Annotated in this window: 28 protein-coding genes; 15 read left to right on the forward strand and 13 right to left on the reverse strand. The window is 66.2% G+C overall.

Annotated features, from left to right (window positions below; all coding sequences use genetic code 11):
* Window positions 1–193: 193 nt before the first annotated feature.
* The 4 genes from K7H93_RS08390 to K7H93_RS08405 all read right to left on the reverse strand — a co-directional run bounded on the left by K7H93_RS08390 (window position 194) and on the right by K7H93_RS08405 (window position 5,806).
* Window positions 194–1,225 carry a serine/threonine-protein kinase gene (locus K7H93_RS08390; RefSeq protein WP_230783252.1) on the reverse strand — a complete coding sequence of 344 codons (1,032 nt, stop codon included), beginning with the start codon at window positions 1,223–1,225 and terminating at the stop codon, window positions 194–196.
* On the reverse strand, window positions 1,222–1,701 hold the full coding sequence (locus tag K7H93_RS08395) for a hypothetical protein (RefSeq protein ID WP_230783253.1): 480 nt from the start codon (window positions 1,699–1,701) through the stop codon (window positions 1,222–1,224). Before K7H93_RS08395 ends, K7H93_RS08390 begins: the two co-directional genes overlap by 4 nt.
* Window positions 1,702–1,953: 252 nt before the next feature.
* On the reverse strand, window positions 1,954–4,212 hold the full coding sequence (locus K7H93_RS08400; RefSeq protein ID WP_230783254.1) for a penicillin acylase family protein: 2,259 nt from the start codon (window positions 4,210–4,212) through the stop codon (window positions 1,954–1,956).
* A gap of 85 nt (window positions 4,213–4,297) precedes the next feature.
* Entirely contained in the window at window positions 4,298–5,806 is a 1,509-nt protein-coding gene (locus tag K7H93_RS08405; protein WP_230783753.1) for a YifB family Mg chelatase-like AAA ATPase, read from the reverse strand.
* Between the two features lie 170 nt (window positions 5,807–5,976).
* Between K7H93_RS08405 and K7H93_RS08410 the strand changes: the two genes are divergently transcribed.
* The 8 genes from K7H93_RS08410 (at window position 5,977) to K7H93_RS08445 (ending at window position 11,874) form a co-directional block, all read left to right on the forward strand.
* Window positions 5,977–6,822 (forward strand): alpha/beta hydrolase, encoded by an 846-nt coding sequence (locus K7H93_RS08410; protein ID WP_230783255.1) that lies wholly within the window; start codon window positions 5,977–5,979, stop codon window positions 6,820–6,822.
* 96 nt (window positions 6,823–6,918) lie between these two features.
* Window positions 6,919–7,053, forward strand: coding sequence for a 50S ribosomal protein L34 (gene rpmH / locus K7H93_RS08415; RefSeq protein WP_010235936.1), 135 nt, complete (start codon window positions 6,919–6,921; stop codon window positions 7,051–7,053).
* Between the two features lie 93 nt (window positions 7,054–7,146).
* On the forward strand, window positions 7,147–7,533 hold the full coding sequence (gene rnpA, locus K7H93_RS08420; RefSeq protein WP_226662983.1) for a ribonuclease P protein component: 387 nt from the start codon (window positions 7,147–7,149) through the stop codon (window positions 7,531–7,533).
* Window positions 7,530–7,748, forward strand: a complete 219-nt coding sequence (gene yidD / locus K7H93_RS08425) for a membrane protein insertion efficiency factor YidD (protein ID WP_029140352.1) — start codon at window positions 7,530–7,532, stop codon at window positions 7,746–7,748. Before rnpA ends, yidD begins: the two co-directional genes overlap by 4 nt.
* Before the next feature lie 57 nt (window positions 7,749–7,805).
* Window positions 7,806–9,563, forward strand: a complete 1,758-nt coding sequence (gene yidC, locus K7H93_RS08430) for a membrane protein insertase YidC (protein ID WP_230783256.1) — start codon at window positions 7,806–7,808, stop codon at window positions 9,561–9,563.
* A gap of 50 nt (window positions 9,564–9,613) precedes the next feature.
* A complete protein-coding gene (yihA, locus tag K7H93_RS08435; RefSeq protein WP_082379120.1) occupies window positions 9,614–10,216 on the forward strand; it encodes a ribosome biogenesis GTP-binding protein YihA/YsxC in 603 nt (200 codons plus the stop codon).
* 93 nt (window positions 10,217–10,309) lie between these two features.
* Window positions 10,310–10,990, forward strand: a complete 681-nt coding sequence (locus K7H93_RS08440; RefSeq protein ID WP_230783257.1) for a glutathione S-transferase family protein — start codon at window positions 10,310–10,312, stop codon at window positions 10,988–10,990.
* A gap of 14 nt (window positions 10,991–11,004) precedes the next feature.
* Window positions 11,005–11,874: a S1/P1 nuclease gene (locus K7H93_RS08445; protein WP_230783258.1), complete on the forward strand. Its 870-nt coding sequence runs from the start codon at window positions 11,005–11,007 to the stop codon at window positions 11,872–11,874.
* Here the strand turns inward: K7H93_RS08445 and K7H93_RS08450 are convergent.
* Complete coding sequence (locus K7H93_RS08450; RefSeq protein WP_230783259.1) at window positions 11,871–12,338, reverse strand: cupin domain-containing protein; 468 nt, start codon at window positions 12,336–12,338, stop codon at window positions 11,871–11,873. The two genes, K7H93_RS08445 and K7H93_RS08450, sit on opposite strands and share 4 nt — an antisense overlap.
* Window positions 12,339–12,367: 29 nt before the next feature.
* Here K7H93_RS08450 and dapE point away from each other — a divergent pair, with 29 nt between their 5' ends.
* A complete protein-coding gene (dapE, locus tag K7H93_RS08455) occupies window positions 12,368–13,501 on the forward strand; it encodes a succinyl-diaminopimelate desuccinylase (RefSeq protein WP_230783260.1) in 1,134 nt (377 codons plus the stop codon).
* Between the two features lie 69 nt (window positions 13,502–13,570).
* Complete coding sequence (locus K7H93_RS08460) at window positions 13,571–14,851, forward strand: dicarboxylate/amino acid:cation symporter (protein WP_010235917.1); 1,281 nt, start codon at window positions 13,571–13,573, stop codon at window positions 14,849–14,851.
* 6 nt (window positions 14,852–14,857) lie between these two features.
* Here K7H93_RS08460 and K7H93_RS08465 read toward each other — a convergent pair whose 3' ends face one another.
* The 3 genes from K7H93_RS08465 to dapB are packed head-to-tail and all read right to left on the reverse strand — an operon-like array spanning window position 14,858 to window position 16,710.
* Window positions 14,858–15,286: a hypothetical protein gene (locus K7H93_RS08465; protein ID WP_230783261.1), complete on the reverse strand. Its 429-nt coding sequence runs from the start codon at window positions 15,284–15,286 to the stop codon at window positions 14,858–14,860.
* Window positions 15,287–15,321: 35 nt separating this feature from the next.
* Window positions 15,322–15,975, reverse strand: a complete 654-nt coding sequence (gene nth / locus K7H93_RS08470) for an endonuclease III (protein ID WP_054527146.1) — start codon at window positions 15,973–15,975, stop codon at window positions 15,322–15,324.
* 6 nt (window positions 15,976–15,981) lie between these two features.
* On the reverse strand, window positions 15,982–16,710 hold the full coding sequence (gene dapB, locus K7H93_RS08475) for a 4-hydroxy-tetrahydrodipicolinate reductase (protein WP_230783262.1): 729 nt from the start codon (window positions 16,708–16,710) through the stop codon (window positions 15,982–15,984).
* A gap of 33 nt (window positions 16,711–16,743) precedes the next feature.
* Here dapB and K7H93_RS08480 point away from each other — a divergent pair, with 33 nt between their 5' ends.
* Window positions 16,744–17,457 (forward strand): NAD-dependent deacylase, encoded by a 714-nt coding sequence (locus K7H93_RS08480; RefSeq protein WP_230783263.1) that lies wholly within the window; start codon window positions 16,744–16,746, stop codon window positions 17,455–17,457.
* Here K7H93_RS08480 and K7H93_RS08485 read toward each other — a convergent pair.
* The 5 genes from K7H93_RS08485 to mutM all read right to left on the reverse strand — a co-directional run bounded on the left by K7H93_RS08485 (window position 17,446) and on the right by mutM (window position 21,873).
* Window positions 17,446–18,219 (reverse strand): HesA/MoeB/ThiF family protein, encoded by a 774-nt coding sequence (locus tag K7H93_RS08485; RefSeq protein ID WP_010235904.1) that lies wholly within the window; start codon window positions 18,217–18,219, stop codon window positions 17,446–17,448. The two genes, K7H93_RS08480 and K7H93_RS08485, sit on opposite strands and share 12 nt — an antisense overlap.
* Window positions 18,216–18,641, reverse strand: a complete 426-nt coding sequence (locus tag K7H93_RS08490) for a DUF983 domain-containing protein (protein WP_230783264.1) — start codon at window positions 18,639–18,641, stop codon at window positions 18,216–18,218. Before K7H93_RS08490 ends, K7H93_RS08485 begins: the two co-directional genes overlap by 4 nt.
* Before the next feature lie 123 nt (window positions 18,642–18,764).
* Window positions 18,765–20,219 (reverse strand): chromosomal replication initiator protein DnaA, encoded by a 1,455-nt coding sequence (gene dnaA / locus K7H93_RS08495; RefSeq protein WP_230783265.1) that lies wholly within the window; start codon window positions 20,217–20,219, stop codon window positions 18,765–18,767.
* Window positions 20,220–20,661: 442 nt separating this feature from the next.
* On the reverse strand, window positions 20,662–20,922 hold the full coding sequence (rpsT, locus tag K7H93_RS08500) for a 30S ribosomal protein S20 (RefSeq protein WP_010235894.1): 261 nt from the start codon (window positions 20,920–20,922) through the stop codon (window positions 20,662–20,664).
* A 135-nt stretch (window positions 20,923–21,057) separates the two neighbouring features.
* Entirely contained in the window at window positions 21,058–21,873 is an 816-nt protein-coding gene (gene mutM, locus K7H93_RS08505; protein WP_230783266.1) for a bifunctional DNA-formamidopyrimidine glycosylase/DNA-(apurinic or apyrimidinic site) lyase, read from the reverse strand.
* 190 nt (window positions 21,874–22,063) lie between these two features.
* Between mutM and K7H93_RS08510 the strand changes: the two genes are divergently transcribed.
* The 4 genes from K7H93_RS08510 to dut are packed head-to-tail and all read left to right on the forward strand — an operon-like array spanning window position 22,064 to window position 26,210.
* On the forward strand, window positions 22,064–22,795 hold the full coding sequence (locus K7H93_RS08510; RefSeq protein ID WP_230783267.1) for a class I SAM-dependent methyltransferase: 732 nt from the start codon (window positions 22,064–22,066) through the stop codon (window positions 22,793–22,795).
* 4 nt (window positions 22,796–22,799) lie between these two features.
* Complete coding sequence (gene ubiB, locus K7H93_RS08515) at window positions 22,800–24,362, forward strand: 2-polyprenylphenol 6-hydroxylase (protein WP_230783268.1); 1,563 nt, start codon at window positions 22,800–22,802, stop codon at window positions 24,360–24,362.
* Window positions 24,362–25,759: a bifunctional phosphopantothenoylcysteine decarboxylase/phosphopantothenate synthase gene (locus tag K7H93_RS08520; protein ID WP_230783269.1), complete on the forward strand. Its 1,398-nt coding sequence runs from the start codon at window positions 24,362–24,364 to the stop codon at window positions 25,757–25,759. Before ubiB ends, K7H93_RS08520 begins: the two co-directional genes overlap by 1 nt.
* The gene (gene dut, locus K7H93_RS08525) at window positions 25,752–26,210 is read left to right on the forward strand and encodes a dUTP diphosphatase (protein ID WP_230783270.1); all 459 of its coding nucleotides are present in this window, start codon (window positions 25,752–25,754) and stop codon (window positions 26,208–26,210) included. Before K7H93_RS08520 ends, dut begins: the two co-directional genes overlap by 8 nt.
* Window positions 26,211–26,250 lie beyond the last annotated feature (40 nt).

Genomic DNA, 26,250 nt, shown 5'->3' on the forward strand with positions numbered 1-26,250 from the left:
ACATTGCCCACCCAAGATGCCGCTCTTGTGGAAGGAACTGGCGTGCGCCGGTCAACGTTAATTCCAAGAAGGCATACTGTAAGAAATGCTCTAGTGAGCGAAGGGGAGAGGCTGCCAAACAGCTCAACCTTCGGGAGCCAAGGGCTTCTGACTTTTCAGGCTCTTATTTGCTCCCACGAAAGTTGCGCTCAATTTAGCCACAAAGGAAGTCTCGCAAATCCGTCTCAGCTTTATGCCGGCCCACAATTCCTTTGGACTGTCCGAGGCTGCGGTCGCGTCCGAGCTTGAGCGGCTCGCTCCAGGCCCGCCATTCGTGTTTTCGCGCTGATAGACGCTTCCATTCAACCCGAAGTCGCCGCTGTCCCTTGGTTCTTTGCCATTCAATTAAGTCGTCAGCTACTTTGGTCTCCCACGCTGGTTCGACTGATAGCGGGGCGATACCATTCAGCGCCTGTTGGGCGCTCTGAAACCGCTTCGCCGTATCATCAGCAAGCATCTTGCGGATCACCCGACGCCAGTCTTTTGGAACATGCGGAAGCCAGCGAAGTGTGTCGGCGAAACCTCCGTGACGAACAAGGTCGCGTGGATCGGGACTTTCGTCGTACCAAGTTTTGCCATGCAAAAGGCGATAGAGCGTCATGCCTAAGGCCCAGATATCGGACTTTGCGCTGGTGCCGACACCATTCCAAACCTCGTAAGCGATGTGATCGCTATATCCAGCTTGCGAGCCGTAACCTAGCACCAAGTCGTCCGTCACCAGCCCGAAGTCACCCAGCTGTGCCACCGCATCGGCATCAATCAGGATATTTGCGGGCTTTATGTCGCGGTGGAGCATTCCTCTTTGGTGTAAAGCGCCAAGTCCGTGCAAGACTTGTGTGCCCACTCTTTTAACTTCAGAAAGTGTCATCGGGCCGCGCTCGAATTGCTCTTGGAGCGAGCCGCCGGGACAGAACGCCATGCATATTGCAACACTGTCTCCGCCGTCACCCTCGACCACGTAGTGAACCTTCACGACATTACGGTGTTCAGCGCGGGAAAGCCTCTTAGCTTCGCCGAGGTGGAATTCCTTATAGTTCGCCCAGTTGGCATCATCTAGCGTTACGCCGCGGCGAAGTATCTTAACGGCGACGTCTCCGTGGGCAGGATCAAGAGCCTCGTGGACCTGACCGAAATGACCGTTGCCAATCTTCCTCCCGACCTTCACGCCAGAGGTGAAGCCTGTCATGATTTGTTCCTCGCTGCCACTACTAGCATTGCAACCTCTCGACTCATTTTTCGAAGTTTTTTGCCAGTAGTGTGTTCGTCCCAGAAAGCATCGTCATCTATATAGTCGTCGACATTGCGATCGCCATAAGTTCGACTGACGACCGCCTTTTTCATTTGTGTCACCGAGCAGACCGATGAGGCTGCAGCAATGATCACTCCCCTTACTTCCGCTGTATGAAGCATTCCAAGCTTGGCAGCGCCTCGGCCCATGACTGCACTTGCTTTAATGACGGCTTTGTCGATGGCCGCTTCGCGAATATAGTCTGAACATTGTTGGTGGAGGACTTGATAGGCGTCTGAACGATCGCCTCTATGAATCTTCCAATTGCCATCTTCCAAGATCGTGATGGGCGAGTCTTCGTCGTCAGGTACTTCGGCATCGACGTAAATGACGTAATCTTTTGAGGCACTTAGTCCAATTATCCGTTCAGCCATTTCTCATCCCGTCCTTAAGCTCCTGTTACGACAATCAGCAGGCAGCGAGAATAAGTGGGAGTCATTTCTTGTCGCTGTCCTACACACCACTGCCCAGCTAATACGGACGGCGCTCTTTCAACCGTCGATCCGCACCCCAAGCCCGTTGTGAGCCCGTGACCACAAAGGGTCCGGTTTTCTACCCCTGGACTGTGTGTCAGGTGTGTCAGGTGTGTCAGGGCCGACCCTCCGGCCGGCCCCGACAGGTCTTGCTCACTCCGCGATTCGCAGTACGTCGCCCTGCCGCGCGGCCTCGATCTCCTCTGGCGAGAAGGGCAGGCGGTTCCAGGCCTTGATCGCGTAGGCCTGCGTCTGGTCCGCGTAGTGCGGGGAGGCGGGGTTGGTCGATTGCGAGTAGCTCAGGATCGCGTCGGCCACCGGCCCGTCCTCGTCGAAGCCGACGATCTGGATGTAGCTGGTTCCGTGGAACGGGGTGATCCCGCCCTCGATCGGGTTGGCGTATTGCACGTTGAGGATGCCCGCATCGCCCGGTCCGCCATGGATCGGGATCCGCGTGCCGTTGCGCGGTGCGAACTGGACTTCGCCCCACGGCGCGTCGAGCGCTATGCCCTTCGCCTCGACCTCGCCTGCCGCCTCGACCAGCGCGGCGAGCAGCTTGGTGCCTGCCTCGCCTTGCGTGTTGAGATCGCGCGGGGTGTTGACCGGGTCGGCAGGGTCGAACGGGGTGCTCCACAGGTCGGGGCGCTTGCTCACCTTGTCCCAGAAGGTGGTGAACAGGAACGCGCCGCGGCTGTCGATCTCGACCCGGCGGTCCCACCCCGCCAGCACGCCGCACGCCCCCTTCGCCGCCGGTTCGGCCTCGCAGAGGGAGAGCAGCGGGTCGACCACCATCTCCGCCGCGAGGCTGCGGTTGGAGAAGGCCAGCGCCTGCGCGCGTTCGCGGGTCAGCGGGCCGATCGCCAGCACCGCGTCGGTCTCCTGGAAGTTGGCCCGGGTGCGCAGCGTCACCGGCTCGCCCCAGGCGCCCAAGATGGGGGAGAGCTGCTTGTTGGGCGCGCTCGCATTGCTCAGCCAGTAGCTGTCGTTGCTGTTGGTCACCGAATCGCGGCGCTGCTGGATCGCCTGCTCGCTGGCAGGCAGCAGGCCGGGCACGGGCGTGCCCTTCGTGACGGTCCAGTTGCATTCCGAGCGCGCGCCGTCGAGCAGCGTCAGCCGCGAGGCGACAAGGCCCGAGAAGGGCGTGGCGCACTCCGCGACCTTCTCGGCCGAGACGTTGGGCACCGAAGTGACATCGGCGTGCAGCGCATTGCCATAACGGTCGGCGACGATCGTGTTGACCCACGGAATGCCCAGCGTCTCGGTCACCGCCTTGCGCACGTCGTCGACATTGGTCGCCTGCGCGATACGCACCCAGGTGCCCAGCGCGCGCTGGTTGGCGCTGTTCGCGTCGCGCATCGAGAAGGCCATGGTGTCGGTCCACGCGAGGCCGACCTGCGGCATCGCCACGAGGGGGCCGTAGATGGTCGAATAGAGCGTGCGCTCCACCGGCTCCGCCCCATCGGGCATCGGCACGCTGACGGTGCGCCTGGTCATCTCCATCGGCTTGCCGTCGACGACGTACCGGGTCGGGTCCGTCGGATCGAGCGCGAGCTGGAACAGCGTGAAGTGGCGCGCGGCGGTGACCGTATGGGTCCACGCGATGTCGCGGTTGAAGCCCAGCGTCGGGATCGGTCCGCCCGCCAGCGTGCTGCCCATCACGTCGAGCTTGCCGGGGATGGTGGCGTGGACCTGCCAGAAGCGGTTGGGCCCCTGCCACGGGAAGTGCGGGTTGCCGATCACCAGGCCGCGCCCGTCTTGCGTCACATCTCCCCCGAAGGCCCAGCCGTTGGAGCCCACGCCCATGTCCTCGCGCTCGGGCAGATCCATCGCGGACGCCTGCGCGGGCATTCCGGGAGGCGCGGCGTTGGCGATCGCGGGGAGGAAGGGCATCGCGCTCGCCAGCAGCATCTGCTTCTCGGTCAGGCGCAGCATGTCGTCATTGGTGATCGGCTTGACCCACGGCTTGCCCCGGCATTCGGCGGGGATGCCTTCGGTGCCAGCGTCACGCAGGAAGCGGTTGTATCCGGCGACATAGCCCGCCGCGAGCAGGTTCGCTTCGCGCCCCTGGGCACCCGCGCCTGCGCGCAGGCGCGGCAGGTCGATCACGGAGCGCATGAAGACGTCGGAACTGAGGTTGTCGGTCTCGTTCGAACCGTGCAGCACCGTGCCTTCGGGCCCGAAATATATCGAGCGTTCGCCCCGTATGGTCACGAACTCCTCCGCCAGCAGGCAGAAGTTGTCCTGCGCATAGGCATAGGCGACGCCGTAGCCGATCCCCTCCCAGCTATCCGCCGTCACATGCGGAATGCCATAGTCGGTGCGCACGATGGTCGCGTCGAGATCGTCCTGCGCGTGCGCCGCAACCCCGGTCACAGACGCTGCGGCCAATGCCGCCCAACCGATCATCCTCATAGTCCACCCTCTCCTGTGTCTTTTGCGGGAGGGCTATGGGGCGGGCCGCAACTTTGCAATCCCATTCCCGCGATCGGGCTGGAGGCTAGGCGCGCGGTGCCTGCCGTCGGTAGCTGAGCGCCTCGGCCACATGGACCCGGCCGATCTGCTCACTGTTCGAAAGGTCGGCGATGGTCCGCGCGACCCGCAGCATCCGCACATATGACCGCGCGGAGAGCCGCATCGCCTCCGCCGCCTGCATCAGCAGCATGCGGCCCGCCTCATCGGGCGTGGCGAAGCGCTCCAGCATGTCACCGTCCAGCTCGGCATTGGTGCGCACGCCGGCCTCTTCGCCGCGCCTGCCCTGCAGCGCGCGAGCCGCCGCGACCCGCGCTGCGACCTCGGCGCTACCCTCGGCAGGCGGGGGCAGCGCGAGGTCGGCGGCGCTGACCGGCTCCACTTCTACATGCAGGTCGATCCGGTCGAGCATCGGCCCGCTGACCTTGCTCTGGTAATCGGCGGCGCACTTGGGCGCGCGGCTGCAGGCGAGCGAGGGATCGCCGAGGTGCCCGCAGCGGCACGGGTTCATCGCCGCGATCAGCTGGACCCGCGCAGGGAAGCTGACATGCGCATTGGCCCGCGCGACGTCGACCTTGCCCGTCTCCAGCGGCTGGCGGAGTGAATCGAGCACCGGGCGCTGGAATTCGGGCAGTTCGTCGAGGAACAGCACACCCAGATGCGCGAGGGAGACCTCTCCGGGCCGCACCTTCAGCCCGCCGCCGGTCAGCGCCGCCATGCTCGCCGAATGGTGCGGGGCGCGGAAGGGCCGCGACCGGCTGATCCGGCCGCCCTCCAGCAGGCCAGCGACCGACTGCACCATGCTCACCTCCAGCGCCTCGGCTGGCGTGAGCGGAGGGAGGATGCCGGGCAGGCACGCGGCGAGGAGGCTCTTGCCCGCACCCGGCGGCCCGCTCATCAGCAGGTTGTGACCTCCTGCGGCGGCGATCTCCAGCGCGCGCTTGGCAGTCTCCTGCCCCTTGACCTGTTTCAGGTCTGGCCCGGGCACGGCATCCTCGACCTCGCCAAGCGGCGGTGCGGAGAGTTGCTGCGTGCCTTTCAGATGGCCGAGCAGGCTGACCAGATCAGGCGCTGCGATCACCGGGATGCCGCTTGCCCAGCGGGCCTCCGCGCCCTGCGCAGCGGGGCAGATCAGCCCGCACTCGGCCTCGCTCGCATGCATCGCGGCCAGCAGCACGCCGGGCGAGCCGACGATCCGCCCATCCAGCGCAAGCTCGCCGACCGCGACAAAGTCCGCCAGCTGCTCGCGATCGACCACGCCCATCGCGCCCAGCAGCGCCAGCGCGATCGGCAGGTCGTAATGCGATCCGTCCTTGGGCAGGTCGGCGGGCGAGAGGTTGACCGTGATCCGCTTGGGCGGCAGCGCAAGGCCCATCGCGGCGAGCGCGGCCTGCACCCGCTCGCGGCTCTCGCTCACCGCCTTGTCCGGCAGACCGACGACAGAGAAGCGCGGCAGGCCCGAGGCGAGCTGGCACTGCACCTCGACGCTGCGGGCTTCGAGCCCGAGATAGGCGACCGTGCGCACCAGCGCGACCACAAGCAGGCCCTCCCCCAAGAGCGGCCGCCACGCGGCCAGCCCCGCAATGTCTGCCGCGTCGCCGCTGGCTTGTCGAGTTGGCAATGCTCCCCGCCCGCTGAAAGGGTTAGCGGCACGGCAACCATTTTCACGAGGGCAATGGTAACGCGGCGGGCGGCAAGAATTTGCCGGTGCGTTGGCAAATCCCCCTCATACCCGCACTGATCGCGTCTCTCGGCCTGCTCCCTTCCCCCTCGCAGGCCGAGAGCTGGGTGATTCAGGTGACGGAAACGGAAGAGTGGATCGAGGAGAGCGATCCCCGCTTCTACGAGGACGATGCGGCACCCGAATTCCTCTATGCCGAAGATTTCGTCGATGAGCCGCGGCTGGAATACGCCATCGCCGATCGCGCGATTTCGTCCTTCCGGGCTCGCGCGCCCAGCGCGATTGCCGCGTTCGGCCCGTTCCGCGTGGTCGATCCTTCGCGCGCGGTTCTGGTGGGCACGACCAATGCGGCGACCCCGGGCCAGTTCGCCGCATTGCTGAACGCGTATCCGGGGCTGCGCACGCTCGATCTGGTGGAGGCACCGGGGACCGAGAACGACCGTGCCAATCTGGAAGTCGGGCGGATGATCCGCGAGGCGGGGCTGGATACGCGGGTGCCTGCTGGTGGATCGGTCCGCTCGGGCGCGGTCGAGCTCTTCCTTGCCGGCGTCCGGCGCGAGGTCGAGGATGGCGCGCGCTTCGCGGTCCATTCCTGGCGCGACAACCGCGGGCGCGAGGCGCGCGACTTTGCCGCCGGGGCATCAGAGCACCGCTATTACCTCGACTATTACCGCGAAATGGGGATGAGCGATGAGGGCGCGCGCAGTTTCTACGCGATGACCAATTCGGTGCCCAATGCCCGGGCCCGCTGGCTCGATGCGCAGGACATGCGCGGGTGGCTCGCTCGGACGATCGGTGCCGCCGCGAACGACAACGCGCCGGACGCTGCACCACGCATCGCCTATCTTGACGTGACCGCCGCGATCCCTTAGTGGCGCGCGCTTGAAGTTCCGGCCTTTCGGGTCGGAGGCACCTGAGACCGATTCGCGCCTTGCGCGGTTGGTCGATCCAGTTTTCTCGAGGGTATCATGAAGCGGACTTTCCAGCCCAGCAATCTCGTTCGTGCGCGTCGCCACGGCTTTTTCGCGCGCAAGGCGACCACCGGCGGCCGCAAGGTTCTCGCCGCACGCCGCAAGCGTGGCCGCAAGAAGCTTTGCGCGTAAGCCGATTCGGCTTTTACGCGAGCGAGGGCTCTTGTGCCTGACGCTCAAGCTTGCGGGCTCCCGATCGGGGGCCCGTTTGCCTTTCCGGGTTCCATGAGCACGCGTGTAACCAGCCAGGATGTGTTGACCGCCCGCGCGGATTTCCTCGCGGCTAATCGCGGTCTGCGCGTGCCCGCGCGCGGCTTCGTGCTGCTGGTGCGCCCCAACGAGGGGCGCGGGATGCGCTACGGCATCACCGTGACCAAGAAGATCGGCAACGCGGTCGTGCGCAACCGGATGAAGCGCCGCTTTCGCGAGCTGCTGTGGGCTCATCTGCCCGAACACGGCCTGCCCGATCACGATCATGTGCTGATCGGCCGCGATGGTGGGGTGGAACGCGATTTCACCAAGCTTTCCAGCGAACTGGTCGGCGCACTGGCGAAGGCTGCACGCGGCGAAGGGCAGCGCGGGCGTCCGCCGCGCAGGAAGCGCACGAGATGAAGCCGGTCAGACGTGTCATGGTGCTGCTGATCCGCGGCTGGCAGCTTGGCCCCAGCGCGATCCTGCCGCCCTCCTGCCGGTTCCAGCCCAGCTGTTCCCAATATGCGATCGAGGCGATCGAGAAGCATGGGCCAATCAAGGGTGGATGGCTGGGCTTCAAGCGTATAATGCGCTGTCATCCATGGGGTGGCCACGGCCCGGACCCGGTGCCCTAGGGCCAAGGCCCAACCCCGCTCCCTTTCGCGTTACGACTACCAGCAGGACCGCAGTTCTTGGACAACCAGCGCAATCTCATCCTCGCCGTGGTGCTGTGCGGCATCCTGATTCTCGGCTACGAAGCCGCGGTCACCTATTACTATCCGACCCCGCCGGAGACTGAGCAGGTCGACCGGGCGACGACGCCGGAACAGCGCGTTACGCAGGACACGGGGCAAAATCCCGCCATCGCCGCCGCCGCGATCGATGAAGCGGTCGATCTCGACGAAGCTCTGAGCGCGGGCAACCGCGTCGCGATCGACGCGCCGCGCGTAGAAGGGTCGATCAACCTCGTCGGCGCGCGGATCGACGATATCGAGCTCAAGGACCACCGCGCGACGGTCGACAAGGATAGCGGCCCGGTGCAGCTGTTCGCGCCCGCCGGCACGCCGATCCAGAACTTCGCGCAGTTCGGCTTCGTGGGCGAGGGCACGCAGGTGCCTGGTGCGGACACCGTGTGGCAGGCGAGCGGTGAGGCGCTGACGCCCGACACCCCGATCGATCTCAGGTGGGACAATGCGCAGGGCCAGCGCTTCCGCATCCGCCTGTCGATCGACGACAACTACATGATCACCGCGGAGCAGACCGTTGCCAATACCGGCGACGCGCCGGTGGTCGTCTCCCCCTTCGCGACCATTACCCGCACCAGCCTGACCGCGAGCAAGAGCACCTGGATTTCGCATTCCGGGCCGATCGGCACCTTCGGCGGCACGGTCGACTATGGGCCGGACTACGACGACGTGGTCGAACAGAAGGTGGTCTCTGGCGGGGCCGACCCGGCCTGGCTCGGCTTTACGGACATCTACTGGCTGGGCGCGCTGATCCCCGAAGCCGGGAGCGCGCCTGACACCGGTTTTCGCTCGCTCGGCGACAATCTGTTCCGCGCCGACCTGATCTACAATCCGGCGACCCTGCAGCCCGGACGCCAGATCACCCGCACCTCGCGGCTGTTCGCGGGCGCGAAGGAAAGCAATGTGCTCGATGCCTATCAGGATGCAGGCATCGCGCAGTTCGGCCTCGCGATCGACTGGGGCTGGTTCCGCTGGTTCGAAAAGCCGATCCTGTGGCTGCTGCGCCAGATCTTCTCGGTCGTCGGCAATTTCGGCGTCGCGATCATCCTGCTGACCTGCATCGTGCGCGGGCTGATGTTCCCGATCGCCCAGAAGGGCTTCTCCAGCATGGCGAGCATGAAGGCGATCCAGCCGGAAATGAAAAAGCTGCAGGAGAAGCACAAGGACGACAAGGTCACCCAGCAGCAGGAGATGCAGAAGCTGTTCAAGGAACGCGGCGTCAATCCGGTTGCGGGATGCCTGCCGATGCTGCTGCAGATTCCAGTGTTCTTCGCGCTATACAAGGTGCTGATCCTCGCGATCGAGATGCGCCACCAGCCGTTCATTTTCTGGATCAGGGACCTGTCCGCGCCCGACCCGGCGCATATCCTCAACCTGTTCGGCATGCTTCCGTTCGAGGTGCCGGGCATGCTTGCTCTCGGCCCGCTCGCGCTGCTGCTGGGCTTCACCATGTGGCTCACCTTCCGCCTCAATCCGGCGGCGATGGACCCGGTGCAGCAGCAGGTCTTCTCGATCATGCCGTGGGTGATGATGTTCGTGATGTCGCCCTTCGCGGCCGGGCTGCTGCTGTACTGGAACACCTCCAACATCCTGACGCTGGCGCAGCAGAAGTACCTCTATTCCAAGCACCCGCAGCTGCGTGAGGCGGCGGAGAAGGAACGGGCGGAAAAGGCAGCCAAGGCGCAGTCGGAAAGCAAGGCGTGAGCGCCCCCGGCCCGGGCCCGCAGACGCCTGAGGAGGTCGCCGCTGCGCGCATGGTGAGCGGGCGGGTCGAATTCCTGCTGTCCGCCCCGCAGCTCAAGTTCCTGCCCGAACCGACCGTGCCGGAAATTGCGCTGGCGGGCCGCTCCAACGTGGGCAAAAGCTCGCTGCTCAACGCGCTGACCATGCGCAAGGGCATCGCGCGCGCCTCTGTCACGCCGGGACGCACGCAGGAGCTCAATATTTTCGAGGTGGGCCAGCCGACCCAGTTCAGGCTGGTCGACATGCCCGGCTACGGTTTTGCGAAGGCGCCCAAGAGCGTGGTCGAGAAGTGGCAGAACGTGGTCCGCACCTACCTGCGCGGACGGCCGGTGCTGGCGCGCGCCCTCGTCCTGGTCGACAGCCGCCATGGCCTCAAAGACACCGACCGGGCGATGATGAAGATGCTCGACGAGGCGGCCGTTGGCTATCGCATCGTCCTGACCAAGAGCGACAAGATCAAGGCGAGCGCGCTTGCCGAAACGCACGACAAGGTCGCCGCCGAGGCCAAGAAGCATCCCGCAGCCTACCCCGAAATCCACCTGACCAGTGCCGAAAAGGGGCAGGGGATCGCGGCCCTGCGCGCAGCGATTGTGGCCGACGCGCTGACCCCGTAAGCCTCTTGCCTGTCATCGCCGCCACGCTCGACAGCGGCGAAGTGGCGCTCTAGGCGCGAGGTTCATCCCGGTAAGGCCCGACGCGACAGACCCATGAAACTGATTATCGGCAACAAGAACTATTCCAGCTGGAGCCTGCGCGGCTGGCTGGCGTGCAAGCAGGCGGGCCTCTCCTTCGAAGAGCTGCTCGTCCCGCTGTTCGGCGAGGATTGGGACGCGCTCAAGCAGAAGGAGGGCGACCTCACGCCCTCGTCAGGCAAGGTGCCGGTGCTGTGGGACACCAACGAGAATGGGGAGGCAGTCGTGTGGGACAGTCTCGCAATCCTCGAATATCTGGCCGACAAGGTCGGTCGCGATCGCTTCTGGCCGAAGGAAGACGCGGCGCGCGCGATGGCCCGCGCAATGGTCGCCGAAATGCACAGCTCGTACCTGTCGCTGCGGCGCGAATGCCCGATGAACATCCGCGCGCGGCACACGGAAGTGAAGATTTCCGAAGGCACCCGGCACGACGTCGTGCGCATCCTCGGCCTGTGGGCGGAGGCGCGTGCGCGCTTCGGCAGTGGCGGGCCGTTCCTGTTCGGCACCTTCGGCGCGGCGGATATCTTCTACGCCCCCGTAGTCAGCCGTTTCATCACCTATGGCTTCGGGGTACCGGGCTTCGCCGACAGCTACATGCAGGCGGTCTGGACGCACGACTGGCTCCAGCAATGGATTGCCGCCGCCGAGGACGAACAATGGGTCATCGAACAATACGAAAGCGTGCCACAGGCTTGAGGCGCGGGGTTGGCATGCGCATCGGCGCTGCGCTGGCGGGCATCGCCTTGCTGCTGCCGAGCGCGGGCCATGCCTGGGGCTATTATGCTCACGGCATCACCGCAGAGATCGCGCAGGCCAATATCCGGCCCGAGACGCGCGCAAAGCTCGACAGGCTGTTCGCCGCCGAGCCGCTGATCGGCACGCCCGACTGCCCGCTGGGCAATCTGGTGGAGGCGGCGACCTGGCCCGACTGCATCCGGCGCGAAGGCTGGCGCTGGGGCTATACCTCGGCGTGGCATTACCAGACCGAGCCGGTGACCGAGGATTACGACGTGCGCAAGAACTGCTCCGGCGGCAATTGCGTCAGCGCGCAGATCGAGCGCAATTTCCGCATCCTCGCGGACGAGAGCCTGCCCGCCAATGTCCGCTTGCAAGCGCTCGCCTTCGTAGTCCACTTCACCGGCGACATCCACATGCCGCTGCACTCGGGCGATCTGGACGACCGGGGCGGCAACGACCGCGAGGCTGCCTATGGCATCGCGCCGGGGCTGAACCTGCACTGGATCTGGGACGGACCGCTGGCCGAGCGCGCGATCACCAGCGCGCGGCCTTCTCTGGTGCGCCGCTACACCGCCGCCGAGCGCGCGGAGCTCGCGGGCGGCACGCCTGCCGACTGGGGCCGCGAAAGCTGGGAGACCGCGCGCGACTTCGTCTACCCCAATGCCTTCGGCCGTAGCCCGCTCGACGGCCCGCTGCCGGACGAGACCGCGATGACGCAGCAGGCGATCGAAGCGGCGGTTCCGGTATCGCAGCGCCGCGTGACGCAGGCCGGCTTGCGGATCGCCGACCTGCTCGACCGCGCGATGGAGCCGGGACCGCTGCCTGAGCCCGCGGGCGACTAGGGCGTACGCTTGGCCGCGTAGCGCGTGCCGTCCTTGCGCGCGTAGCCTTCGGCATCGAACACCATGTCGATATCGGGATATTCGCCTGAGTCGTCGGCCTTCGGCCCCGCGCTGATCGCCACGAACACGCAATCGGCGTCGCTGCGGTTCTGAAGGTGGTGGCCGTTTTCTGCGCCTGCCGCCCAAGCGATGACATCGCCGGGTCTGATAACGGTCTCGCCCTCATCCTCGACCAGCACCGCCTCGCCCGCCAGCATCACCACCAGCTCGTCCTCCGCGCTGTGCCAGTGGCGCTGGCTCGACCATGCGCCGGGCTTGAGCGTCACATGGCTCGCCCCCATCCGCGTCAGTCCGGCAACGGGCGCAAGACGGCGATACCAGCGGCCCTGCACTTCGCGGTCGAACGGGGCGGGATAGCCGGTCGCGTTGGTCTGAGGGATCGCATCGAGATCGAGCTTGGGCATCGGCGAAGTCTCCTGCTAGCGCGCAAGACATGACTGATGTTCTCGACCTCGCCAAGCGGCTGCTCGCCGCGCCCAGCGTCACCCCCGCAACCGGAGCGGTGTTCGATGAGATGCAGGCGATGCTGGAGCCGCTCGGCTTCACCGTCCATCGCTTCACGCGCGGTAGCGGGCCTGCCGGGTCGGACGATGCACCGGTCGAGAACCTGTTCGCGATCCGCACCGGAGCGGGGCCGAAGCACTTCGCCTTCGCCGGGCACCTCGATGTGGTCCCGCCGGGAGAGGGCTGGGAAAGCGGCGCATTTGCGCCCGAAATCAGGGGCGACCTGCTCTACGGGCGCGGCGCGGTCGACATGAAGGGCGCGATCGCCTGCATGGTTGCCGCCGTTGCGAAGGTGCCCGCCGATGCCGGGACGATCAGCTTCATCATCACCGGCGACGAGGAAGGGCCCGCGCTGCACGGCACGCGCGCGCTGATCGACTTCATGCATGCGAACGAGCAGGCGCCGGACCTGTGCCTCGTCGGCGAGCCCACCAGCGTGAACCGGCTGGGCGACATGATGAAGATCGGCCGCCGGGGCTCGGTCAACATGTGGCTTAGCGCCAAGGGCACGCAGGGCCACGTCGCCTATCCGCATCTTGCCGACAACCCGATCCCGCGCCTCGTCGCCGCGATGGCGGAACTGGAAGCGCTCGAGCTGGACGAGGGCACCGACTGGTTCCAGCCGAGCAATCTGGAGATCACCGATATCGAAGTCGGCAATCCGGCGCACAACGTCATTCCCGGCGAGGCGCGGGCGCGGCTGTCCATCCGCTTCAACGATCTGCACTCGGGCGCCTCGCTGAGCGAGAAAGTCACCACGATCTGCGCACGGCATCGGGTCGACGTGCGGCCCGTGATTTCGGGCGAGCCGTTCCTGACCCCCCCGGGCGAGTTTTCCGGCCTGATCGCCGCTGCGGTGGAGGCGGAGACGGGCGTGGTGCCCGAAGCCTCCACCAGCGGGGGGACGTCGGACGCCCGGTTCCTGCGCAGCGTCTGCCCGGTGATCGAGTTCGGGCTGGTCAACGCGACCATGCACAAGACGGACGAAGCGGTCGCGGTGGCGGACCTTGCCGTCCTTGCGCGGATTTATGCGCGGGTTGCACGCGCCGCATTGGAGAGCTGAACGCGCAAGGCTTGCCGTCTTCCTCCGGCAACGGCACTAGAGGCGGCTAGAGATTCTAGGGGGAAGTGAATGTTCAAGGCCTGGTTCGCCACACCGCTGTGGGCGCGCGTGCTGCTCGCGCTGATACTGGGCGCGATCGTTGGGTATTTCTGGGGCGAGGATGCCGAGAGCATCAAGATCGTCGGCGATGTCTTCATCGACTTCATCAAGATGCTGATCGTCCCGCTGATCTTCCTCAGCCTGGTGTCGGGGGTGACCGCGATTGGCGATCTCGGCAAGCTGGGCAGCGTCGGCTGGCGCGCAATCCTCCTGTTCGTGGTTACCGGCCAGATCGCGGTTTGGCTGGGCCTGGGGCTGGGGACCTTCTTCGCGCCCGGCATCGGCCTCGACACGAGCGGGATCGAGATGGGTGCGGTGCCCGAGCCTGCGCCCTTCGACTGGCGCGAAATGGTCCGCTCGATGATCCCGGTCAGTCCGGTGAAGGTGATGGCGGACGTCAACGTGCTGCCGCTGATCGTTTTCTCCCTGCTGGTCGGCATCGGCATCCTGCTCGCCAAGCGGGAAGAGGATAAGGAAAACCCCGAGGCGCCGGGCGCGACAAGAGGTGCGGTGGCGGCAGTCGCCGGTGCCTTCGATGCGGGCGCGGTGATCTTCCAGAAGATCACGATGGTGATCATGGAACTCACGCCTTTCGGCGTTTTCGCGCTGATCGCTTGGGTGGTCGGCACGCTCGGCCTTGATGCCGTCGCCGCGCTCGGCAAGCTGGTCGCGCTCAACTATGCCGGGTGCCTGCTGATCATTGCGATCATGTACGTCGCCATCCTGCTGCTGTCGCGCGTGTCGGTGATCGGCTTCTTTCGGGGAATGATCGATGCGATCGCAGTGGCCTATTCGACCGCTTCCTCCAGCGCGACGCTGCCGGTGACGCTGCGCTGCACCCAGCGCAACCTCGGTGTCAGCCGCCCCACTTCCAGCTTCATCGTCTCGCTCGGCTCGACCATCAATATGGACGGAACGGCGATGTACCTCGGTCTTGCGACGCTGTTCGGCGCGCAGATCTTCGGGGTCGATCTGAGCTGGGGCGATTACGGGATGATCGCCCTGCTCGCGACCGTGGGCTCGATCGGCGCGGCGGGGATCCCCGGCGGCGGGCTGGTGATGATGGGCGCGATCTTCACCGCCGTTGGCGTGCCGCTGGAAACCATTGCCTTCGTTGCGGGCGTCGACCGGATCATGGACATGATGCGCACCGCGACCAACGTCACCGGCGATGCCACGGTGACGGTGGCCACGGCGACCATGCTGGGCGAGATCGACAAGGCCGAGCTCGCCAGCGCGGACGATGTCTAGCGTGGGCTAGTTGTCCATCGTTGCCGGCGCACCGCTGACCGTGTCGGCATATTCGACCGGCACGAACTCGCCGAGGCCGCAGGCGGCACCGCGCGAGAGCTGGCCGCCGATATTGTTGAGCTCGAAGACGATCTCCCCGCTGCACAGGTTGCCGCCGCGCACATCGTAGGCGATGGCATCGCCGCGGCGCAGCGCGGGGCAGCCTTGCGACAGTGCGTTGCGATAGATCTTGCCGTCGTCGAGCTCGAAATCGATCACCCCGTCGCCGCGCACCTTGGTGTTACGTACGAGCGAGGCGGAAATGCAGCTCTTCGCCGCGCCGGTGACCTGCACCGCAGGCTTGACCTCGGCAGGCACGGTGTCCGGCTGGTCGACCGGCGCACAGGCGCACAGCGCGATCATTCCGGCAAGGGGGGCTGCTGCAAGTTTCATCATGGGGGTTCTCCGCTGCGACCTGCGCGCGGCGAGAATCAGCGCCGCGCCTTGGGCGGTTCTACCACCTTCTTGCGGTAGCTGCACAGATCGGAAACCTCGCATCGCCAGCATTCGGGCGTGCGCGCCTTGCACACGTAGCGGCCGTGCAGGATCAGCCAGTGGTGTGCGTGAAGGCGAAATGGACCGGGGACGCGCTTTTCCAGCTTCGCCTCGACCGCCTCGGGCGTCTTGCCTTTGGCGAGGCCGGTGCGGTTGCCGACGCGGAAGATGTGCGTGTCGACCGCGAAGGTTTCTTGCCCGAAGGCGCAGTTGAGCACGACATTGGCGGTCTTACGGCCGACACCGGGCAGCGTGACGAGTTCCTCACGCGTCTGCGGAACCTCGCCGCCATGCTCGTCGACCAGCAGCCGTGCCATCGCGATCACGTTCTTCGCCTTGGAGTTGAAGAGCCCGATCGTCTTGATGTGCTCCTTCAGCCCATCCTCGCCCAGATCAATCATCTGCTGCGGTGTCTTTACGTCCGCGAACAGCGCACGGGTCGCCTTGTTGACCCCAACATCGGTCGCCTGCGCGCTCAGCGTCACTGCGACCAGCAGCTGATACGGGTTGCCGTATTCCAGCTCGGTCTCGGGTGAGGGATCGCCCTCCGCCAGCCTGCTAAAGAATTCGAAGATCTGGTCCTTGGTCATGCCCGATCAGATTCCCAGCACGTCTTCCATCGAATAGCGCCCGGGCGGCTTGCCGATCAGCCAATCCGCGCCGGTCAGCGCGCCGCGGGCGAACAGCGTGCGGTCCTCGGCCACGTGGCTGAGCACGATGCGCTCGTTCTCGCCTGCCAGGATGACCGAGTGCTCGCCAGCGACCGTGCCGCCGCGCAGGCTTGCAAAGCCGATCGCGCCATCGCCGCGTGCGCCGGTGTGCCCGTCGCGGCCGCGCTCGGAATTCTGCGTGAGGTCGATCCCGCGTCCGCTTGCCGCCGCTTCGCCCAGCAGCAGCGCGGTGCCAGACGGTGCATCCACCTTTGCACGGTGGTGCATCTCGACGATCTCGACATCCCAGCCCTGCGCCAGCGCCCCTGCCGCCTCGCGCACCAGCCGCGCGAGCATGGTCACGCCGAGCGAGGTATTGCCCGTCTGCAGCACCGCGACCGCGCGCGCCGCATTGTCGATCGCGGTGTGATGCGCTTCCTCAAGCCCGGTCGTGCCGATCAGTAGCGGAACGCCTGCGCCGACGGCGGCGTGCAGATTGCTTTCGAGCGCCTGCGGAGCGGAGAAGTCGATCAGCACCTCGCTGCGATCGGCAAGGCCGGCGACATCCTCGCCCTTGTCGACCGCGCCTGCCAGCGTGTGCTCGCCGCCCTCGATAGCCGCAGCGATGGCCTGCCCCATGCGCCCGTCGCGCCCGATGATTCCGATTGCTGCCATTGCCCTCGCGCCTTGCCGGTGTTTGATGGGTGCATGGCAGACATTCGCAACATCGTCATCCTGACCGGCGCAGGAATTTCCGCAGAAAGCGGGATCGACACGTTCCGCGACGCGGGCGGGCTGTGGGAACGGCACCGGATAGAGGACGTCGCCACGCCCGAGGCGTTCGCGCGCAACCCGGCGCTGGTGCAGGGGTTCTACGATGCGCGGCGCGCCGCGCTCGACACGGTGGAGCCCAATGCGGCGCACCGGGCGCTCGCCCGGCTCGAGTCCGAATGGCCGCGTGACGAATCGCACAGCTTGCTGATCGTCACCCAGAACGTCGACGACCTGCACGAGCGCGCTGGCGCGAAGAGCGTGCTTCACATGCACGGTCGGCTGCGTAGCGCGCTGTGCACGGCCTGCCGTGCGCGCATGGAGTGGCACGGTCCGCTGAGCAATGCGCCGCTCTGCGAGGCGTGCGGCGCGCCCGCGTTGCGGCCCGACATCGTGTGGTTCGGCGAGATGCCCTACGAGATGGAGCGGATTTATGCCGCGCTGGCCGGTGCGGACCTGTTCGTCTCGATCGGGACCAGCGGCGCGGTCTATCCTGCAGCAGGTTTCGTGCAGGAGGCTGCGGCCTACGGCGCGCGCACGCTGGAGCTCAATCTCGAACGCAGCGAAGGCTCGCACTGGTTCGACGAATCGCGTCAGGGCAGGGCGGGAGAACTCGTACCCGCGTGGGTGGACGAGCTGCTAGGCGGCTGAGCCGCACCCTTTGCACGCCGGATCTTTCGCAATCTGAAAACTGCGCATCGCGGGGCTGAGCCCCTCCATCAGGTGCAGCGTGCCCCATTGCGGATCGCCCAGCGCGCTCACTCCGCATAACAGCACGCGGATCGCCTGCATTGCGGCGAAGCTGCCGACCCAGCCGACCATCGCGCCCAGCACGCCGTCTTCGGCGCAGGTGTCGCAATCCTCGGCATCGAAGGCATCGCCGACGAAGCAGCGATAACAGGCGTGTTCGGGCAGGTGCCCCGCAAACGCGCCGACCTGGCCCTGGAAGCGGCCCACCGCGGCGGAGAGTAGCGGCACACGCGCCGCAACGCACGCGTCCGACACGGCGAGGCGGGTGGCGAAATTGTCCGTCCCGTCGAGCACCAGATCCGCATCCTCGATCAACGCTGCCGCATTGGCCGCATCGATCCGGTCGTCACGCACATCGGCGGTCAGGCCATTGTCGAAATTGGCGAGCCAGCGGCGTGCGGCGACCGCCTTGGCATGGCCGATGTCGCGGGTGGTGTAGATCGTCTGGCGCTGGAGGTTGGAGAGCTCGACATCGCCCGAATCGACAAGCGTGAAGCGTCCGACGCCTGCGCCCGCGAGATATTGCAGTGCCGGGCTGCCGATTCCGCCCAGGCCGATCAGGGCGACATGCATGTCCGCCAGCGCGGCCTGCCCCGCGCCGCCCACTTCGGGCAGCACGATATGGCGCGCGAAACGCTCCAGCCGTTCGGGTGCGATGGTCACGGTTTGTCGGAATCCTCGTCGCGCCGCTCCTGCACGAAGCTGCCGATGCCGAACCACCACAGGAAGGCGATCACGCCGCCCTTTACCGGCTGGAGCATCGCCAGCAGCATCGCCACCGCGACCGGCAGGATGATCGCCAGCGTCAGGATCGGCGACATATCGTAGGTCCCGATCATCGCGATCACGACCGGCGCGAGCAGATGCCCGACCACGAAGATGCCGATATAGGCGGGGAAGTCATCCGCCTGCTGGACGGACCAGTCCTGCGCGCAATGCGGGCAGGCATCGACCGGCTTGATCCACTTGCGAAACAGCCGCCCCTCGCCGCAGCGCGGGCAGGTGCTGCGCAAGCCCCGCAGCAGCGCGGCGCCGAGCGTGGCGGGCAAGTCGACTCGCTGTGGGCAAGGCTGGGGATTGGCCATGGACACGCTGTTGGCAGCCTGTGGCGGACCTGTCGACAGACCTGTGGATGGGTCTGTCGACAATCGGTGTGCAAGCTGTCGATCGGCTGTGGGCTAAGTGTGGGCCCGCTGTGGGTAGTGCGATCAGCTTTCGAGCTGGCGAAGCAGGCTGCGAACGTCGCCGTCCATGTCGGCATCGCGGGTGCGCAGGTCCTCGATCAGCTTGACCGCGTGGATCACCGTGGAGTGGTCGCGGCCGCCGAACTTGCGCCCGATCTCGGGGTAGCTGCGCGGGGTGAGCACCTTGGACAGGTACATCGCGACCTGACGCGGGCGAACCACGGCGCGGGTGCGGCGCTTGCTGCTCATCTCGCTGCGGTCGATGCGGTAGAACTGGCACACGGTGCGCTGAATCTCGTCGATCGTGATCCGGCGGCGGTTGGCCGAGAGGATATCGGTCAGCTGTTCTTCGGCCAGCTGCAGCGAGACCGGCTGACCGGTCAGCTGGGCATAGGCGATCAGCTTGTTGAGGCCACCGACCAGCTCGCGCACGTTGCGGGTGATCGTGCGGGCGAGGAAGTCGACCACGTCGTCGGGCACGCTGAGCGGTGCAAACCGGGTCAGCTTCGATTCGAGGATCGAACGGCGCAGTTCCAGATCGGCGGGCTGGATGTCCGCGACCAGACCCATCGACAGGCGGCTGAGCAGGCGCGGTTCGACCGAATCGAGGGCCTGCGGCGCGCGGTCGGCGGCAAAGACCAGTCGCTTGCCCTCCGACAGCAGGTGATCGATCGTATAGAGCAGCTCTTCCTGAGCGCTCGCCTTGCCGATGATGAACTGCAGATCGTCGACCAGCAGCAGGTCGAAGCCGCGCAGGCGCGTCTTGAACTCGATCATCCGGTTCTGCTTCAGCGCCTGGACGAACTCGACCATGAAGCGCTCTGCCGAACAGTAGAAGATCCGCGCACGCGGGTGCTGGCTGAGGAACTGGTGGCCGATCGCGTGCAGCAGGTGCGTCTTGCCCTGGCCGGTCGCCGCCTTGATGTAGAGCGGCGAGAACTGCGGCTTCTCGTTGGCGGCCATCCGCTGCGCGGCGTTGCGGGCGAGCACGTTGGCATCGCCGGTGACGAAGGCGGCGAAGGTCAGCGAAGCGTCAAGGCCGACGCTGCTGAAGCCCGGATCGCCGAAGCCGCCATCGGAGACCACGCGCAGCTCGGGCCCGTCATTGGCCGGGCGACGCGAATCGCCCAGCGAGATGTCGGCCATCCGCTTGCGGCTGGGGTGCACCTCGATCGCGACGGTCTTGATCTCGGAACGCATGATCTTCCACGCGAGCGAGAGACGGTCGGCGAAATGCTTGCGGACCCACTCGGCGGCGAACTCCGACGGCAGGTACAGCGCCAGCGTGCCGGTTTCGGAGTCGAACTCGCCCAGCTGGACCGGCTTGATCCACTGGCTGTGCAGCTGATGGCCAAGATCCTTGCGCAGGCCGGTGCTGATATCGTCCCAGTCCGCGGCCAGCGCCACGCGCTCCATATCTTCGCCTTCGCCTTTGGCCCGCTTGCGTGCGGCACCGTTCGTGTCGGGAATACGTGCCATGACTTGCTAATAGACCTCCGCTTCCGGAAGCGCGTGTCGCCTCCGGGGTTCCCTGTTTACATTCGATGGATACAGCGCCCCCTTCACCGGAATCGCGTGTCATCGCGAGCAGTGTTGAGGCCCCCCACCGGCCATCTTCGATTTAGTCCCAGCCGCGGTGTCCCTCCCCGGCGGTGACGATCAATAGACAGGTCTGGGGGGCGATGGGCAAGCGCGAAATGGTAGCGAATTTGAAATAAAGAAATTGACAGTGGTGTGAGCCGCAGCCTTCCGTTTAAGGCGCTGTAAACGCTGTTTTTTCGCCCCGGATAGCCCCTCGAATCGGCGGGATTCCTAGGCCGAATCGCGAAGCCCGTGCGTCGGTTTTAAGACAAAACCAAAAGGGGCCGTCGCACACGGCGACGACCCCGAAAACGCGGTCAGATTGTGGTCTGAAAGCAGCTTAGAGAGCGGCAACCCGCTTGGAAAGCCGGCTCATCTTGCGCGAGGCGGTGTTCTTGTGGAGAACGCCGCGGGCAACGCCGCGCGCCAGCTCGGGCTGAGCAGCGCGAAGGGCGGTCTGGGCGGTTTCCTTGTCGCCGCCTTCGATCGCGCTCTCGACCTTCTTGAGGAAGGTGCGGATGCGGCTCATACGCGCACCGTTGATTTCGGCGCGACGCTCGTTGCGACGGATGCGTTTGCGGGCTTGCGGCGTATTGGCCATGGTCGTCCTTGTCTCTGGCCGCGAAGCGCGCAGCCAACTGCTTTTAAAATCAATGCCTGGAAGCGGCGATTGCTCGCCGGAAGGGCGCGCACATAGGGCGCGGTGTCCGGCTCGTCAAGGAAATTGGCCGAAAGCCTACCTCTGGCAGACCGGGCAATACCAGGTGCTGCGACCGCCCTGTTCGATCCGGGCGATATGGCCGCCGTCCTCGCGTCGGCACGATTCGCCGGTGCGGCCATAGACGTCGAACCGGGTGGAGAAATAGCCCAGCTCGCCATCGGGCCGGGCATAATCGCGCAAGGTCGATCCGCCATCGCGAATCGATTGCTCCAGCACCTCGCGAATCGCCGTAACCAGCCGTTCCAGCGCCGCGAGCGAGACGCGGCCACCTGCTCGCTTCGGGCTGATCCGGGCGCGCCACAGCGCCTCGCACACGTAGATATTGCCGAGCCCAGCAACGATTCGCTGGTCGAGCAGCAGCAGCTTGATAGCCTGCCTGCGGCCCGCCAACGCGGCGCGCAGATGGGCGGCGGTAAGATCGGGGCCGAGCGGTTCGGGCCCCATGGTGACGAAGCTGGGCCAAGCGTCGAGCGCGGCCGTGTCGACCAGATCGACCCATCCGAATCGCCGTGGGTCGTTCAGCGCGAATCGATTCGATTCGGTTTCGATCAGCAGGTGGTCGTGCCGGTCGGGCTGGTCGGGATCGATCCGCCAGCGCCCGCTCATCCCCAGATGGAAGATCAGCGTCTGGTCGCGGTCGGTATGGATCAGGCCGAACTTGGCGCGCCGCCCCAGCGCGGTCACCCGCGCGCCGACCAGCGCCTGCCCCAGTCCTTCGGGAAAGGGCCTGCGCATGTCGGGCCGCGCGGTGCGCGCGGCGGTGATGGTGCGGTTTTCCAGATGAAGGGCGAGCCCGCGCACGGTGGTCTCGACCTCGGGAAGTTCGGGCATTGGTTTTCCGGCGATTGGGAACGTGTCGAGGTGGATATGGCGGTTCGCCGGAGGCGGTGCCAGCCCTCTCCCCCTCCCAACCACCCGACAGGATGATGCCATGGGTGGTTGGGAGGGGGAGAGGGCTGGTGCCGATCAAACCAAGCTAGCGAATAGACGCCACAAACCTTTCCCCCTAAGGCCCAATTCCATGAGCGATACCGTTTCCTTCGGCTACGAAGATGTCAGCCCCGATGAGAAGACCGCACGCGTTGGCGGCGTCTTTTCCAGCGTCGCCGCCAAGTACGACGTGATGAACGATGCGATGTCGGGCGGGATGCACCGATTGTGGAAGGACCGCTTCGTGCGGCGGGTCAAACCGCAGCCGGGCGAGGCGATTCTCGACATGGCGGGCGGCACCGGCGACATCGCCTTCCGCATGGCCGATTGCGGCGCGGACGTGATCGTGTCCGACATCAACCAGGACATGCTCGACGTGGGTGTGGAACGGGCGATGGAGCGCGGGATCGACGGCCTCGTCTGGTCGTGCCAGAACGCCGAGGAACTGACCTTCTCCGACCGGCAGTTCGATGCCTACACGATCGTGTTCGGCATTCGTAACGTGACCCACATCGACGAGGCGCTGGCCGAGGCGCACCGCGTGCTCAAGCATGGCGGGCGGTTCTACTGCATGGAGTTCTCCAGCACCGACTGGCCCGGCTTCAAGGAAGTCTACGACCTCTACTCGCACCGGTTGATGCCGCTGATGGGCAAGCTGATCGCCAATGACGAGGAAAGCTATCGCTACCTCGCCGAATCGATCCGCCGCTTCCCGCGCCCGCCCGAGTTCGAGGCGATGATCAAGGCGGCGGGCTTTACGCAGACCCGTGTCGAGACGATCCTCGGCGGGGCCGTGAACATTCATTCCGGCTGGAAAATCTGATCGCGTGACACGCCCGTCTCGCCATATCTGGCGCCTGCTGAAATGGGGGCGGACCGCCGCGCGTCACGGCGCGCTGCGCGGGATCGAGAGCGATCCCAACACGCCCGCCCCGGTCAAGCGTCTGGTCAGGCTCGCCCGGTTCGGCACCCGCCAGCCCGCGACTCCCGATTATGCGGGCGCATTCCGCGCGATCGGTCCGGCGGCGATCAAGCTGGGCCAGTCGCTCGCCACAAGGCCCGATCTGGTCGGGGACGAGGCGGCGCTCAACCTTCTATCCTTGCAGGACAACCTGCCGCCGGTCCCGTTCGAGAGCCTGCGCCCGGTGATCGAATCGACCTTTGCGCAGCCGGTCGACGCGCTGTTTGCGGAGATCGACCCCAAGCCGGTCGGCGCGGCGTCGATCGCGCAGGTCCACCGCGCCATCACTACCGATGGGCGGCAGGTCGCGGTCAAGATGCTGCGCCCGGGCATCCGTGAGCAGTTCGCCCGCGACATCGCGACCTATGAATGGGCCGCCGCGCATGTCGAGGCGATGGGCGGCGAGGCCGCGCGCCTGCGGCCCGCGCTGACCATCGCCAACTTCAAGCGCTGGACCAATACCGAGCTCGACCTGCGGCGCGAGGCTGCGGCGGCGAGCGAGCTGGCCGAGGCGATGAAGGGCTTTGCCGGCTATCGCATCCCCGCGGTCGACTGGGACCGGACCAATGGCCGCGTGATGACGATCGAGTGGATCGACGGCATCAAGATGAGCGACCGGGAAGGGCTGGTCGCTGCCGGGCACGATCTGGAGCAGCTGGCCGAGCGGCTGGTCCTCGCCTTCCTCACGCAGGCGATCAGCTACGGCTATTTCCATGCCGACATGCACCAGGGGAACCTGTTCGTGGAGCCCGACGGCACGATCGCCGCGATCGATTTCGGGATCATGGGCCGGATCGACCGGCGCGCGCGGCAATGGCTGGCGGAAATCCTCTACGGCCTGACAACGGGCAATTACCGCCGCGTCGCCGAAATCCATTTCGAGGCGCAATATGTGCCCAGCCACCACTCGGTCGGCGAATTCGCCACGGCGCTGCGCGCGGTGGGCGAACCGATGCGCGGCAAGCCGGTGAGCGAGCTGTCGGTCGGCCAGATGCTCGACGGGCTGTTCGCCATCACCCGCGATTTCGACATGCAGACCCAGCCGCACCTGCTGCTGCTGCAAAAGACGATGGTGATGGTCGAAGGCATCGCCACGCAGCTCAATCCCAAGATCAACATGTGGGATGTCTCCGCGCCCTTCGTGCGCAGCTGGATTCGCGACGAGCTGGGCCCCGAGGCTGCGATTGCCGAGCGCCTGCGCGAGGATTTCGACACGCTGCAGCGGATCCCGGGGCTGGTTCGCCGGCTCGAGGAGAAATACCCGCCCAAGGGCGGCGCGCCCGAGCCCGCTCCGTTGCCCGAGATCGAGCTGATGTGGGATCGGCGCGCGCGTGAAAGCAGTGGCCCGGGCTGGCTCGGCCAGGCGGCGCTGGTGCTGGGTGGCGCGGGCCTGATGGCGGGTCTGTTCGCTTTGGGGGTGATCGGCTGATGGCGGCGCCGAGCGGCATCAAGGTGCTGCTGGTGATCGGCGGCGGGATCGCGGCCTACAAGTCGTGCGAGCTGATCCGCCTGATCCGCAAGAACGGTGGCAGCGTCACCTGCGTGCTGACCGAGGGGGGCGCGCATTTCGTCACCCCGATGACGCTAGCCGCGCTTTCCGAAAACCCTGTCCACACGACACTCTGGGACCTGAAGAACGAAGTCGAGATGGGCCATATCCAGCTCAGCCGCGAGGCGGATCTGGTGGTGGTGTGCCCTGCGACCGCGAACATGCTGGCCAAGATGGCGGCGGGTATTGCGGACGATCTGGCGACCACGCTGCTGCTCGCGACGGACAAGCCGGTGATGGCGGTGCCCGCGATGAACGTGCGCATGTGGAGCCACGCCGCAGTGCAGGCCAATGTCGCGCGGCTGCGAGAGGCGGGCGTGATCGTGCTCGATCCCGACGAGGGGCCGATGGCCTGCGGCGAATACGGCGCAGGGCGCCTGCCCGAACCGCCCGCGATCTGGAATGCGATCGCCAGCTGGGCGGGGCAGGGTACCGGCACCGAGACGCGCGAGCGCGAGCCTCATGGCGGCCTCGGCGGACTGATCGCATCGCTGATTCCGCGGGGGGGGCGGAAGGCGTCGCCGCAGCCGGACACGCTGCTGGCAGAGAAAGGCGGCGCGGCTGCGGCTGCGCGCGAAGAGGATCGCGGCGCTTTCTACCATTTCGACGGGGCACCGCTGGCGGGCCGCCACGTGCTGGTGACCGCCGGGCCGACGCACGAGCCGATCGATCCGGTGCGCTACATCGCCAACCGCTCCAGCGGGAAACAGGGCTTCGCGATTGCCGCCGCTGCCGCTGCGGCAGGCGCGCGGGTTACGCTGGTCGCGGGTCCGGTGGAGCTGGCGACGCCGCCCGGTGTCACCCGCGTCGACGTGCAGACCGCGCGTGACATGGCGGCTGCGGTGCGCGAAAGCCTGCCCGCCGATATCGCGATCATGGCCGCCGCCGTCGCCGACTGGCGCACGCGCGATGTCGCCGGGAGCAAGATGAAGAAGCGCGGCGACGCTCCGCCCGCGTTGGAGCTGGCCGAGAACCCCGATATCCTCGCCACGCTGGGCGCTTCGGACGCCCGCCCCGGCCTGCTGATCGGCTTCGCTGCGGAGACCGACGATGTGGTCGAGAACGCGCAGGCCAAGCGCGCGCGCAAGAAGGCCGACTGGATCGTCGCCAATGATGTGTCGGGCGGTGTCGGGCACAGCGTGATGGGCGGGGCGCACAACACCATCCACCTCGTCACCGAAGACGGCGTCGAGGACTGGCCGCAAATGCCCAAGGAAGAGGTGGCCATGCGGCTGGTCGAACGGATCGCGCTGGCGCTGGAGAACGATAATGACTGATACGGTTGGCGTGGCGATCAAGCGCCTGCCGCATGGCGAAGGCCTGCCGCTGCCCGTCTACGCCACAGATGGCGCGGCGGGGATGGACGTGTGCGCGGCAGAGGATGTCGATCTCGCTCCCGGCGCGCGCCATGCCGTCGCCACGGGCTTCGCGGTGGCTATTCCGAAGGGGTACGAGATTCAGGTGCGTCCGCGCTCCGGCCTCGCCTTCAAGCACGGCATCTCCGTGCCCAATGCGCCGGGCACGATCGATTCGGACTATCGCGGCGAGCTCAAGGTGCTGCTGATCAACCACGGCGACGAGAGCTTCGCGATCCGCCGCGGCGACCGCGTGGCGCAGCTGGTGCTCGCCCCCGTTACCCGCGCGGCATTTGCCGAGGTGGACGATCTGGATGAGACGCAGCGCGGGGCAGGCGGCTTCGGCTCGACCGGTGGGCACGCCACGCTCTGATACGAAAAAGGCGGACCATGCGGCCCGCCCTTTCCTGTTT

It is taken from the genome of Citromicrobium bathyomarinum (assembly GCF_021021475.1).
Classification (GTDB): Bacteria; Pseudomonadota; Alphaproteobacteria; order Sphingomonadales; family Sphingomonadaceae; genus Alteriqipengyuania; species Alteriqipengyuania bathyomarina.